At 67.2% G+C, this 12,600-nt stretch carries 9 protein-coding genes and 1 tRNA gene; 6 read left to right on the forward strand and 4 right to left on the reverse strand.

Annotated elements, in window-relative coordinates; translation table 11 throughout:
- Nucleotides 1-102: 102 nt before the first annotated feature.
- From HYN04_RS08400 to HYN04_RS08415, 4 genes are all read right to left on the reverse strand, one after another.
- On the reverse strand, nt 103-2,757 hold the full coding sequence (locus tag HYN04_RS08400) for a valine--tRNA ligase (RefSeq protein WP_110450349.1): 2,655 nt from the start codon (nt 2,755-2,757) through the stop codon (nt 103-105).
- Between the two features lie 141 nt (nt 2,758-2,898).
- Entirely contained in the window at nt 2,899-3,393 is a 495-nt protein-coding gene (locus HYN04_RS08405; RefSeq protein ID WP_110450350.1) for a DUF2497 domain-containing protein, read from the reverse strand.
- Nucleotides 3,394-3,552: 159 nt separating this feature from the next.
- Nucleotides 3,553-5,040 carry a TolC family outer membrane protein gene (locus HYN04_RS08410; protein ID WP_241962593.1) on the reverse strand — a complete coding sequence of 496 codons (1,488 nt, stop codon included), beginning with the start codon at nt 5,038-5,040 and terminating at the stop codon, nt 3,553-3,555.
- Between the two features lie 133 nt (nt 5,041-5,173).
- Nucleotides 5,174-5,743, reverse strand: a complete 570-nt coding sequence (locus HYN04_RS08415; RefSeq protein WP_110450352.1) for a protein-L-isoaspartate O-methyltransferase family protein — start codon at nt 5,741-5,743, stop codon at nt 5,174-5,176.
- A gap of 167 nt (nt 5,744-5,910) precedes the next feature.
- Here HYN04_RS08415 and HYN04_RS08420 point away from each other — a divergent pair.
- The 6 genes from HYN04_RS08420 (at nt 5,911) to HYN04_RS08445 (ending at nt 12,586) form a co-directional block, all read left to right on the forward strand.
- Nucleotides 5,911-5,984, forward strand: a tRNA-Cys gene (locus tag HYN04_RS08420).
- A 203-nt stretch (nt 5,985-6,187) separates the two neighbouring features.
- Nucleotides 6,188-7,300: a hypothetical protein gene (locus HYN04_RS08425; RefSeq protein ID WP_162599606.1), complete on the forward strand. Its 1,113-nt coding sequence runs from the start codon at nt 6,188-6,190 to the stop codon at nt 7,298-7,300.
- Nucleotides 7,301-7,413: 113 nt separating this feature from the next.
- On the forward strand, nt 7,414-8,526 hold the full coding sequence (locus HYN04_RS08430; RefSeq protein ID WP_110450354.1) for a hypothetical protein: 1,113 nt from the start codon (nt 7,414-7,416) through the stop codon (nt 8,524-8,526).
- Nucleotides 8,527-8,539: 13 nt separating this feature from the next.
- The gene (locus HYN04_RS08435) at nt 8,540-10,006 is read left to right on the forward strand and encodes an FMN-binding glutamate synthase family protein (RefSeq protein WP_110450355.1); all 1,467 of its coding nucleotides are present in this window, start codon (nt 8,540-8,542) and stop codon (nt 10,004-10,006) included.
- A gap of 3 nt (nt 10,007-10,009) precedes the next feature.
- Nucleotides 10,010-10,867, forward strand: a complete 858-nt coding sequence (locus HYN04_RS08440; protein WP_110450356.1) for a VOC family protein — start codon at nt 10,010-10,012, stop codon at nt 10,865-10,867.
- Between the two features lie 84 nt (nt 10,868-10,951).
- Complete coding sequence (locus HYN04_RS08445) at nt 10,952-12,586, forward strand: AMP-binding protein (RefSeq protein ID WP_110450357.1); 1,635 nt, start codon at nt 10,952-10,954, stop codon at nt 12,584-12,586.
- Nucleotides 12,587-12,600: the final 14 nt, after the last annotated feature.

A 12,600-nucleotide genomic window follows, 5' to 3' on the forward strand; every position in this document is an offset into this window, starting at 1 on the left:
GCACGCCTCCCTGCGCCGGTCCGGTCTCTGGTCAGCAGGGAACATAGTCCCCGCCACCGGACGGCGGAAGACTGACCTCGCGTCAGGAGCGGTGGCGACCGATCAGGAGAGCCGGGCGAGAGCCGCCTGCAGGCGCTCGCGAGCCGCCTCGGCGTCGGCCAGGCGCTCGCGGTTCTCCTCCACGACCTCCTCCGGCGCCCGGGCCACGAAGTCCGGGTTGTCCAGCTTGCGGCGGGTCTGCTCGGCGGTGGCGGCCAGGGCGGCCACTTCCTTGGCCAGGCGGGCCTTCTCGGCAGCGAGGTCGATGAACTCGGCCACCGGCAGGGCCAGGGTCGCCCCCTGGACCACGAAGGGAATGGAGCCGGCGGGCGCTTCGGTCACGACACGGACGTCCGAAACCCGGAGCATCTGGCCGATCACCGGGGCGTAGGCCGCCAGTATGGCCGACTGGGCGGCGTCCGCCTCGACCACCAACAAGGAGGGCCGGGCGCCGAGGGGCACGTTGAGTTCCGAGCGCACCGAGCGGCCCTCGGCGATGGCGGCGATGACCAGCCCCACCTCGGCGGCTGTGGCCGGATCGGGCGCCAGGGCCGACAGGTCCGGCCAGCGGGCCGCAATCAGCAGGGGCTCTGCGCGGGCGGCGCCCAGGTCGGCGGTCTGGTCCCACAGCTCCTCGGTCAGGAACGGCATGACCGGGTGCAGCAGCTTCAGGATGACGTCCATCACCCAGGCCGCTGTGGCGCGGGTCTCGGCCCGGGCGTCGACGTCCTCGCCATTCAGGACGGGCTTGGACAGCTCGACATACCAGTCGCAGAAGGTGTTCCAGATGAAACGGTAGAGAAGGTTGGCCGCCTCATCGAAGCCGCAGCTGGCGATGGCGTCGGTCACCGCGGCGGCGGTGCGGGACGTCTCGCCGACGATCCAGCGGTTGACCGCCCCCTTCACCGCCGAAGGGTCGAAGCCCTCGGCGCGGACGCAGCCATTGACCTGGCAGAACCGCGCAGCATTCCAGAGTTTGGTGCCGAAATTCCGATAGCCTTCAATGCGCTGGGTCGAGAGCTTGATGTCCCTTCCCTGCCCCGACATGGCCGTCAGCGTGAACCGCAGGGCGTCCGCACCGTAGGTGTCGATGAGGTCCAGGGGGTCCATGACATTGCCCTTGGACTTGGACATCTTCTTGCCGGAGGCGTCGCGGACGAGGGCGTTGAAGAAGACCCGCCGGAAGGGGACCTCGCCGGTGAAATGCAGGCCCAGCATCATCATCCGGGCGACCCAGTAGAAGATGATGTCGAATCCGGTGACCAGGGTATGGGTCGGATAGAACCGCTTGAGGTCAGCGGTCTCGTCCGGCCAGCCCAGGGTCGAGAAGGGCCAAAGTCCCGAGGAGAACCAGGTGTCCAGGACGTCCTCATCCTGGCGCAGGGCCGTCTCGGCGCCGTAATGCGCCCTCGCGGCGGCCAGGGCCTCGGCCTCCGTCTCCTCGACGAAGACCGCGCCGTCCGGTCCGTACCAGGCCGGGATCCGGTGACCCCACCAGAGCTGGCGCGAGACGCACCAGGGCTCGATGTTCCGCATCCACTCAAAGTAGGTCTTGGACCAGGCGGCCGGCTCCAGGACGGTGCGGCCGTCCTCCACCGCGGCGATGGCGGGCTTGGCGAGGGTGGCGGCGTCCACGAACCACTGGTCGGTCAGGTAGGGCTCGACAACAACGCCGGAACGGTCGCCGTGCGGCACCACGTGCCGGGTCGGGTCAATGCCGCGCAGCAGCTCCAGGGCCTCGAATTCGGCGACCACCATCTTGCGGGCGACAAAGCGGTCGAAGCCCCGGTACGCCTCGGGCGCGGCGTCGCTGATGCAGCCGAAGTCGTCGAGGATGTTGATCATCTCCAGGCCGTGGCGCTTGCCGACCTGGAAGTCGTTGAAGTCGTGCGCCGGAGTGATCTTCACCGCGCCGGAGCCCTTCTCGGGATCGGCGTAGTCGTCGGCCACGATCGGGATCAGCCGCCCGACGATGGGCAGGCGTACCCGCTTCCCCACGAGGTGGGCGTAGCGCTCGTCCTTGGGGTTCACCGCCACCGCGGTGTCGCCCAGCATGGTCTCCGGCCGGGTGGTGGCCACGACGATCTCGCCTGAGCCATCCTCCAGCGGGTAGGCGAAGCGCCAGAAATGGCCGTCCACTTCGCGCTGCTCGACTTCCAGGTCCGATATGGCGGTCTGCAGGTGCGGATCCCAGTTCACCAGCCGCTTGTCGCGGTAGAGCAGACCCTGCTTGTGCAGGGTGACGAAGACCTTGCGGACGGCGGCGCTGAGCCCCTCGTCCAGGGTGAAGCGCTCGCGGCTCCAGTCACAGGAGGCGCCCAGCCGGCGCAACTGGCGCGTGATGGTCCCGCCGCTCTCGGCCTTCCAGGTCCAGACCCGCTCGAGAAAGGCCTCACGGCCCAGGTCGCGTCGCCCGATGTTGCCCTCGGCGGCCAGCTGGCGCTCCACCACCATCTGGGTAGCGATGCCGGCGTGGTCCGTACCCGGCAGCCAGAGGGCCGCCTTGCCCCGCATGCGCTCGAACCGGATCAGGACGTCCTGGAGCGTGTTGTTCAGGGCGTGGCCGATGTGCAGGGAGCCCGTGACATTGGGAGGCGGGATGACCACCGAAAAGGGCTCGGCCGACGGATCGTCGGTCGGCGAGAAGGCGCCGGAGGCCTCCCAGCGGGCATAGAGCCGGGGCTCTGCGGTCTTGGGGTCGAAGGTCTTGTCAAGCATGGCGTTTTCCGGGGCGGACCCGTAACGGAAGAGCCGGCCGCGTCAAGTCAGGTCCGTTGTTTCGAAGGTATGGCGAAGAGATCCCCAAGGAACGCCCCTCCCCTCACCCTGCTGCATCCGCAGGGCGCCAGGGTATGGGACCTAGCGGGCCCGTCCGCCCCGGGAGATTCGTTCGATCTCGGCCTGGACCTGGGCCTCTACAATGTCGGGCAGGTGATCATCCAGCCATTGCTTGAGGAGCGGGCGCAGCAGTTCCCGGACCACGTCCTCGAGGGTCCGCAGGTCATGCGGCATGAGAAGCGAGGCGGACAAGTGGCCGAAGGCGGCGGCGGCGGCCGCTGCGGTCGGGTCTGATACAAGGGCGGGTGCGGGGCGAAGCGGTTCGATATCTCCAACCGGATCCACACGGTCCGTCAGTTCCAGAACATCTTCGGGCTCGGGTTCTGGCTCTGGCTCTGGCTCCGGAAGCTCGTCCTCGTCCTCAATCTCAGGTTCCGGCTCAGCAGCGCGCGGGGGCGGAGGAACATCCTCCCTTTCGACATCCTCCGACTGCTCGACATCATCTTCCGAGATGATGCGGCGGATGGAGGCGAGGATCTCCTCCATTGTCGGTTCTTTTTGCGACTCGTCGGACATCCGCCACCGCGATTCGGGAAAGGGCCAGCCTCTGAAGGAGGCTAGGCGCACAGGACTTAACAGGCAATTCCCGGCGGACAAGCGCGGGTCACAAGACCGTAGATAACCGATTCCCCGCAGAAACGCGCCGGGGCGGGGTCACCCCCGTACGATCAGGACCTACTTCTGGACCGGAGCGACTTCCGGCGCGGTCCTCGCCGGGGGCGGCAGGGGAACCGGGCGATCCGGGATCTCGGCCGGCTTGGGCACCAGAACGCCGTCGATGCCCGAGATCGGCACCTCCCAGGGAACCCATCCCCAGGTGACCCTCAGGTTGCGGAAGTTTGCGGCCGGGTCATAGCGCGGGATTTCCGGGACAAGGTATCCAGCCTGGAGCCGTCCGACCTGCGCAAGCACGCCGGCAGCGGCCACGTACTCATCCCGTCGGGCGCTGATCTGGGCCAGCTCCGCAGCGCGGAGCTCCTGCTCGGCGTTGAGGACGTCGATGGTGGTCCGAAGCCCGACCCTCTGCTCCTGGACGACGCCCTCGGCGGCGATCCGGGCGGCCCGGACCTGCTTGTCCGTCGCCTCGATATTGCTCCGGGAGGCCTGCAAGGCGCTCCAGGACTGGGTGATGGCCTGGCGGACCGAACGCCGCGCGTTCTCGATACCCAGCCGGTCAACCGTGTTCCTCTCGCTGGCGGCCCGGACCCGGGACAGGGTCTGCCCACCGGTGAAGAGCGGGACGGTCACCACCGCGGAACCGGAAAGGGCTCGGGAATAGGCGTCGGTATGGAGCGGGCTGACGAGACCGGAGTAACCCAGCTGTCCCTGCAGGGCGATGGTGGGCATCTGCTCGGCGCGGGCGCCGGCCACGCGAGCCCGGCTGGCCTGCTCGGCATACTCTGCGGCGCGGATGATGGGGCTTCCGGACTCGGCGAGGTCCCAGGCCTGTTCGATGGAAGCCGGCAGGATCGTTCCGATGGGCGGCTCGGGCGCAAGGTCGCCCGGCGCCTGCCCGACAACGGCCTCGTATGTGGCTCGGGAGGTCGCCAGGGTGGCCTGGGCGGAGTTCAGAAGCGCCACGGCCGCGGCCAGGCGGGCTTCGGACTGGGCGACATCCGTTCGCGTGATCTCGCCCACTTCAAACCGGGCGCGCGACTCATCCAGCTGGCGCTGGAGGACCGCCACGTTGGTCTGGCGAATTCGGAGGGCCTCCTGGTCACGCCGGACATCGACGTAGGACTGGATCACCTGGCCAAGGATCTGGGCCTCCACGCGTCGCAAGGTCTCACGGCCCGAAAGGCTGTCAGACTCAGCCGCAGAGACCGCCGACGACACGCGGCCGCCAGTGTAGATGGGCTGGGTGAGGGACAGGACGGCGGACCCGGAATTGCTTTCGATGTCCACCTGAGGGCTCGTGCCCGGAAGTGTCGTCTCGGTCCAGGTGGCGCGTCCTGTCGCGGACAGGGTGGGCCGGTACCCCGAACGGGCCTGGTACCAGTTTTCGTCGAGCGCGCGCAGCTGGGCCCGCTGGGCCTGCAGGGTCGGGTTGGAAGCATAGGCCATGGCGATGGCCTCAGCCATGGTCTCAGCCGAGGCCCCTGCGGCCGAAAGCGTGAGTCCCGCCAGAGAGACCGCAGCCAGCCAGCGGCTGCGACGACGCATGATCATCTCGTATCCCCAAGTACCGGACGCGCGAAGCGCCCGCCTATATGACCGGCGTTTCCTCCGGAGGCCAGTGGACCTGACCTTAAGGTTTATTCACCCGGGTCTTACGATCCGGTTTCCGGCGAAGGAATCAAAAGGCGAAACCGGGCTGGGACTCTAGTCCCGGGAGATAGGGCGGAGCCGCGTCAAAGCCTTCGCGCCGGCCAATCCCCTCTGCGGTCCGGACATGCAGGACGGCGCGCCCGGCGGGCCCGTGTCGTTCGATAACGGCGGCGCGCCCCCCGACCGCGACGGCGTCGAGCCAGGCTGCAGGAACCTCGGAAACGGCCCCTTCGGCAATCACCAGGTCGTAGGTCCCGGGCGGCGGACGATCCAGGGCCTCGCCGTCGAAACGGGTCACGACCAGCCCGCAGGCCTCAAGAACGACCGCGGCGTACGGCGCGGCTACAGCGAGGGCGGTCTCACCAGCGGCGGGGGCAGCCATCTGGAGGAGCTTGGCGATGTCGCGAGGCCGCAGGAGCCGGCGTCCTGGCGCGTACTCGGGCTCGACATCCGCGTAGGCAAGGTAGGCGCGCCCCTCTGGAAGGAGGGACTCGCGGGGGATCCGGCGCATGGCGTCCTGGATCCTGAGGTCGGTCACATCGGCGGTCCGGACCTGGCTCTCCACCATGTTGAGGCGGGCTTCAGCGGTATCGTCCATGACGTCTCCGGTGGGCGCAAAACAGGAAGTCTGACGCCAGCCGACAGGCCAGGCGGGACGGACGGCTTATAGAGCGCGGCGCGACGCCAAGGCAATGCGGACCCTCTCGGAGATTGCCCCGGCGCCCGCCTTCTGTTAGCGAACCCTCGCCCGGCGCGGACCGGTGTGGCCTGATGGCGGAGTGGTGACGCAGCGGACTGCAAATCCGTGCACCCGAGTTCGATTCTCGGTCAGGCCTCCAGACTTTCCCTTCACAGAACACCGGACCGATCTCCTGTCCCGGCCCATTGTCTCGCTTCAACTGGCGGGAGCTGTTCAGTTTTGGCGCAGAAATTGCGGCGTTACCCCAAACGGCCATAAGGTTGGATCGGATTGGGACACCCGATCCTTAACCCGTCGTTTGGACCGGGGGGATAATCTGGCGCAAGCTGGACTGGGGCAGGAATGCGCAAGAACGCCAATGTTGACCGTACAGTGCGCGACCTTGGGCAGATTGAAAAATCGGCTTCGACAAGCCGTGTGCTGAACCTGCTGGCGGTTTCGAGCGCGTCCCGAAATGACCCGGGGTACTCGGAGCAACCCTTCTTCACCTCGCCTCGGCTGAATGAGAGCCTCATAATCAAGCACCGGGTCCGGGCTGACGAGGCCGGGGTTCTCCCGAAGGATAGGGTCAGCGGGACCAAGGTCATCCTGCCGTTCGAGCGGACGGACCTTAAGATCGGCGGCCGCTCCTTCTTGATCGAGCAGAAGGGCTGGCGCGACGTCGTCAATGACATCAGCGGCGCCTACCGGAATCCCGAACGCGACATCCTCGTGCTGCTCGCCCTGAACGACCTTCCCTCCCTGGACCCCTTCCTGGTCCGGGAGCAGCTCAAGCGACGGGGTCTGGCGGTGGCGCCCTGCTACTTCAGGATATCGGAAGCCGACGTGACACGGATGCAAAGCTTCGTCGGCAAGCAGGTGGAGATCCTGCTCGATATCTCGCAGCGTAACCGGATGGATGGTTCGAGCTGGTCCAACCGCATGATCAGGGCCCTCCTGGCGCCTACGCCAGGCGACTCGATCCACCCCATCCGCCTGGCCCTGCGGCTGGATCCCGAGGACTTCGAGGAGGGGATCTTCGCCTGGAAGGGCTTCGTCTATTACCAGTGGCTCCTCGGGGAGCTTCGCCCACAGCTCGGACCCTTCCTCAGGGAAATCCTGGTCATGAAGACCCATGGGTTCCGCGACCGGGAGATGAGCCTGGCGCTGGACCGCGCACGCCGTCGACTGGTGGACAGGGTCAACTCCGTCATGGAGGAAGTGGTTGGCGCCGTGAGGGTCTATGAGGCGGCGTTCAACGATCTGACCCGGAATGGCAAGCCTCTCGCATTCGCCAACTTCCTGAGGCGCACCCCGGAAATGTTCATCCTTCTGGGGGAGAGGATCGGCGCCCTTTCCCACGTGGCGAGTTACTGGCAGTTCCGGTTCCCGGAGGGCGCGTTGGAGCCCATCCAGATGGAGGAACTGTTTGAGATCGTTCGTGATTTTGAATTCACACTCGGTGGCGAGGCCTGAGCCCGAGACTCCCGGAAGGTCGCCGGGCCTACCTCCTACAAGACAGAATTTTTGGGCGTCCTTAAGGATTCATCCCCTATAGGAGGCTCAGGAAATCCGGGAAGGGCAAGGTCATGCGTCAGGCGTCCACCGATCGGTCGGTGCGCAATCTCGGGGCGCTGCAGCGGACAGCCTCAACGAGCCGCGTCCTGAATCTCGTCGCCATCGCCAACGCCCACAAGGGCGATCCCGCCTATCATTCCAGGCCGTTCTTCAACACGCCGCTCCTCAATGAGTGCCTCATTCTGAAGCACCGCATCCGTGTGGACGAGCGTTATGTCTTCGACGACGAACGCCAGAACTCCACCAAGATCATTCTTCCCTTCGAGCGTTCCGACCTGCGGATGGGGGGGCGGTCCTTCTTTGTCGGTCAGCGCGGTTGGCGTGAAATCGTCCGAGAGACCGCCGGCGACGCGATGGATGTCGAGCGAGACCTCCGTGTCCTCAGTGTGATCGACGAGATCCCATCGCTGGATCCCTTTCTCCTGCGGGAACACCTGAACCGCCGGGGAATCCACATTTCGGCCTGCTACTTCGCCATCTCCGAGGCCGACCTGGCGCGGATGCAGGATTTCGTGGCGATGGAGATCAACAACCTGATCCGGCTGACCTACGCCACCGCAGGCGAGGGCTCCAGCTATTCCAGCAAGCTCGTCCAGGTCCTTCTCTCGACGGAGATCAACGAGCACCTTGAGCCGCTCCGCATCGCCCTGAGACTTGAGGGTGAGGACTACAGGGAGGGGGTCTTCAGCTGGAAGGGCTTTCTCTATTACAAGTGGGTTCTCAACGATCTCTGGCCGAAGCTCGTCGATGTGCTTCGTGAAATGCCGCAGATCCGGGTGACGGGGCACAAGGACCCCGAACTGATGGCGTACATCGACCGGACACGTCGCCGGCTGATAGACACTGTCGACCACAAGCGTCGTGAGGTCACCGAGGCCCTGGATGTCTATGACCGCGCCTTCGCCGACCTGACCAAGAACGGCAAGCCGCTGGCCTTCCGCAACTTCCTCCTCCGGGCGCCCAAGATGTTCCTGATGCTCGGCGAGCGGATCGGCGTGATCTCCCACATCACCAGCTTCTGGCGCTATCGGTTCCCCGACGCCCGTTCGCTGGCCGCGCCCATCGACGAAGTCCTGGATATCCTCAAGGACTTCGAACAGAACATCACCACGGTCGAATCCTGAGAAGGCGGCGCAGATGGAGTGGATCGCAGGCGTCCTGACCCAGAGCGCCGGCCTCCTCGCCGGCTTCGTCTTGGCAGTTCTCCTGGGCGGCCTGCTGATCTACGACCTGACCCAGCAGAAGCACTCGGTCCTCCGCAACTTTCCCGTGATCGGGCACCTGCGGTACGGGTTCGAGCAGCTTGGCGAGTACTTCCGGCAATACTTCTTCGCCGGGGACCGCGAGGAAATGCCGTTCAACCGGGCGACCCGGTCCTGGGTCTACCGGGAGGCCAAGAACGAAGGCGGGGCGATCGGCTTTGGCTCCACCAACGACCGGGGGGAGCCTGGCTCCATCCTGTTCGTCAACCACCCCTTCCCCGTCCTCGAGGATGACCGCCTCCCCACCCCGCCCCTATTGATTGGCGAGGGAGCCTGCGACAATCCCTTCCTCGGCAGGTCGGTCGTCAACATCTCGGGGATGAGCTTCGGGGCCATCTCGAAGCCCGCGGTTCAGGCCCTGTCCCGGGGCGCCGGGATGGCGGGATGCTGGATGGACACCGGCGAAGGGGGCCTGTCGCCCTACCACCTTGAAGGCGGCTGCGACCTGATCATGCAGGTCGGGACGGCGAGGTACGGCCTCCGCAACGCCGACGGCTCCTTCTCCCCCGAGCGGGCGCGGGAGATCGCAAGGTCGGTCAAAGCCTTCGAGATCAAGCTCAGCCAGGGCGCAAAGCCAGGCAAGGGCGGCGTGCTTCCGGGCGCCAAGGTGACCTCCGAGATCGCCAGGATCCGCGGAATCCCTGAGGGCCAGGACTCCATCAGTCCCAATCGGCACCCCGACATCGCCAATGTCGACCAGCTCCTCGACCGGGTCTGCAGCCTGCGGGACCTGACGGGCCGGCCGGTGGGCGTGAAAACCGCCCTGGGCGACGACACCTTCATGACCTCCCTGTGCGAGGCCATCCTGCGCAGGGGCGCCCAGGATGCGCCGGACTTCCTGACAATTGACGGTGGCGAGGGCGGCACCGGGGCGGCGCCCCAGACCCTGATGGACCACATGAGCCTGCCCATCGCCGAGGCCCTTCCGATGGTGATTGATGTCCTCCGCGAAGCGGGCCTGAAGGACAGGGTCCGGGTGATCGCCTCAGGCAAGCTGGTCACCCCGGCCCGCGCCGCCTGGGCCCTCTGTACAGGTGCGGATTTCGTCCACTCGGCCCGGGGTTTCATGTTCGCCCTTGGCTGCATCCAGGCCATGCGCTGCCACACCAACACCTGTCCGACGGGCGTGGCGACCCACAACCGCCGGCGTCAGCGGGGGCTGGTGGTCGAGGACAAGGCCACACGGGTCCTGAACTATGTGAACAGCCTCAACCGCGAGATCGACATGATCGCCCACTCCTGCGGCCGCCGTCACGCGCGGGAGCTGGGCCGTGAACATGTACGGATCGTCGAGACGGCGGGCCGCAGCATCCCCCTCAACGTCCTCTATCCGGAAGAATGAAGCATGCTGACCGAAGTTGACCGCCTCCTCGTTGCGACCCCGGACGCCGCCGCCGCGGCGGCGGCCTGGAGCGCCGTGCTCGGTGCAGAGGAGGTGATGGCGGGACCGGCTTCCGGCCTGGGCGCGAGTCGCCGGGTCCTCAGGGCCGGACGGTCGGACATAGAATTCCTCCAGCCGGACGGGACAGGGCCGATCGCCGACGCCCTGGCCCGGCGGGGCCGCGCCCATGTCTGGGCGGCGGGCGCCGCCTCGCCGGATCCGGGGGCCGTCGCCCAGACCGCCCGCGCCGCTGGCGCCCGGGTCCAGGACGAAGAGGGGCGGGTTCAAGTCGAACTCGAGATCGAGGGCGCGCCCATCCGCTTCGTCATCTCGCCCGAGGCCGAGCGAACCCCGGCCGGACGGCTGGACTTCCTCTACGAGGCCACGGTCCTCGCTGCGGACCAGGCTGGGGCGGTGGGGAAGATCCGCGACGCCTTCGGCCTCGACGAAAGCGTCTTCACGACCATCACCTCCGAGATGTTCGGCTACACCGGGGTGCTCACCCTGTTCCAGGCGGGTCGCCTGCACCGTTTCGAGGTGATCACCCCCATCGACCGGGACAAGACCATGGGCCGCTACCACGCACGGGAGGGCGCCTGCTTCTACATGGGCTTCGCCGAGGCGTCGGATGTCCTGGACATCGAACATCGGATCCCGGCCGGCGGGGTGACGGTTGACCGTCCCGAGGGACGGCGGCCCGACCAGTCCCCGGACCAGGTCTGGATCCACCCGCCCACCCTGGGGGGCGTCATGCTGGGCGTCTCGCGCCCCTCCATGGCGTGGATGTGGTCGGGACACCCCGAGAGGGTCACCCCCCTCTGAGACCCGTCCAGCCGAGTTGACTTCCCGTGCGCCGGACAGCCTGATTGAGGCTGGAGCGGCGGTGACCGCAAAAGGGAGGACAGGATGACGGACTGGAGGATCGCCGACGTCTGGGAGGCCATCGCCCGGAAGACCCCCGACCGTCCCGCCCTCGTGCAGGGCGACCGGGTGGTGTCGTGGGGGGGCTTCGACGCCCGCGCGGACGCCCTCGCCGCCCGGCTTGTCGCTGCGGGGGTCAGCCCCGACGCCAAGGTGGCCGCCTATCTCTTCAACGGCCCCGAGTATCTCGAGGTCTACTTCGCCGCCTTCAAGGCGGGCCTGGCGCCGATCAACACCAACTATCGCTACGGTGGCGAGGAGCTGGTCTACCTCTTCGACAACGCCGACGCCGAGGTCGTGGTCTTCCACGCCGGCTTCACCGACACCCTGGAGGCGATCCGGCCGCGCCTGTCGAAGGTCAAGCTCTGGATTGCAGTGGCGGAGGCCGGACACCGGGCGCCCGCCTGGGCGGAGGATTACGAGACGGTGGTCTCAACACCGGCCGCGGGACGGCCGGTCAGGGCGCCCTGGGGCCGCTCTGGGGACAATCTCCTGCTGCTCTACACCGGCGGCACCACAGGGATGCCCAAGGGCGTGATGTGGCGGCAGGACGACCTCTTCAACGTCCTCGGCTCGGGCGGCCAGGCGGCGCGTGGGGTCGAGCCGATCAGTTCGGTCCAGGAGGCCGCAGACCGTCTTGACCCCCACGGGCCAAGGCCCCCCATGACCCTGGTCTGCTGTCCCCTGATGCACGGGACTGGGCAGTTCTCGGCCTTCATCACCCTCAACCAGGGCGGCGCCGTGGCCACCCTGCCCTCCCGCGGGTTCAGCGCCATCGAGCTCTGGAATGAGGTCGAGCGCCTGAGGGTCGACGGCGTCGTGATCGTCGGCCTCGCCTTCTCCACCCCGATGCTGGAGGCGCTGGAGGCCGAACCTGGCCGTTGGGACCTCTCGAGCGTGCTGTCCATCAGTTCGTCCGGCTCCATGTGGAGCCAGGAGAACAAGCGGGGCCTGCTCAGCCATTGCGCCAACGCGACCATTTTCGACTCCTTCGGGTCCTCCGAAGCGGTCGGCCTGGGCGCTTCCACCTCAACCCCCGGCGCCGAGGCGGCCACCGCCGCCTTCATGCTGGGCCCCACCTGCGCGGTCTTCACGGAGGATGGACGCCGGGTGGCCCCTGGCTCCTCAGAGCGCGGACTCGTGGCCGTCAGCGGCTTCCTGCCGATGGGCTACTACAAGGACCCGGAAAAGAGCGCCCGGACCTTCCTGACCTTCGAGGGCATCCGCTGGTCCGTCCCCGGCGACTGGGCCGAGGTCAACGCGGACGGCTCCCTCAAGCTTCTTGGCCGGGGCTCACAGTGCATCAACACCGGCGGCGAGAAGGTCTTCCCCGAAGAGGTGGAGGAGGCGCTCAAGACTCACATCCACGTCCGGGATGCGGTGGTGGTGGGCGTCCCTGACAGCCGCTTCGGCGAACGCATCTGCGCGGTGGTGGAACCCGACGGCGAGGCGGAACTGGAACTCGCCGATCTCTCCGCCCACGTCAGGAGCCGGCTGGCCGCCTACAAGGCGCCAAGGGAACTGGTGGTGGTCGACAGCATCGGACGGGCGCCCAACGGCAAGGTCGACTACAAGGCCTCACGCGCACGGGCCCTGAAGGCGCTGGGCCTGGAGGGCTGATCCGCCGATGGACC

This window comes from Phenylobacterium parvum, from assembly GCF_003150835.1.
In the GTDB taxonomy this organism is placed as follows: domain Bacteria; phylum Pseudomonadota; class Alphaproteobacteria; order Caulobacterales; family Caulobacteraceae; genus Phenylobacterium; species Phenylobacterium parvum.

Coding starts and splice junctions, on each gene's coding strand:
- HYN04_RS08440 (WP_110450356.1), top strand. CDS start 10,010: ATGCTGACCGAAGTTGACCGCCTCCTCGTTGCGACCCCGGACGCCGCC.
- HYN04_RS08425 (WP_162599606.1), top strand. CDS start 6,188: ATGCGCAAGAACGCCAATGTTGACCGTACAGTGCGCGACCTTGGGCAG.
- HYN04_RS08410 (WP_241962593.1), bottom strand. CDS start 5,040: ATGCGTCGTCGCAGCCGCTGGCTGGCTGCGGTCTCTCTGGCGGGACTC.
- HYN04_RS08400 (WP_110450349.1), bottom strand. CDS start 2,757: ATGCTTGACAAGACCTTCGACCCCAAGACCGCAGAGCCCCGGCTCTAT.
- HYN04_RS08405 (WP_110450350.1), bottom strand. CDS start 3,393: ATGTCCGACGAGTCGCAAAAAGAACCGACAATGGAGGAGATCCTCGCC.
- HYN04_RS08430 (WP_110450354.1), top strand. CDS start 7,414: ATGCGTCAGGCGTCCACCGATCGGTCGGTGCGCAATCTCGGGGCGCTG.
- HYN04_RS08415 (WP_110450352.1), bottom strand. CDS start 5,743: ATGGACGATACCGCTGAAGCCCGCCTCAACATGGTGGAGAGCCAGGTC.
- HYN04_RS08435 (WP_110450355.1), top strand. CDS start 8,540: ATGGAGTGGATCGCAGGCGTCCTGACCCAGAGCGCCGGCCTCCTCGCC.
- HYN04_RS08445 (WP_110450357.1), top strand. CDS start 10,952: ATGACGGACTGGAGGATCGCCGACGTCTGGGAGGCCATCGCCCGGAAG.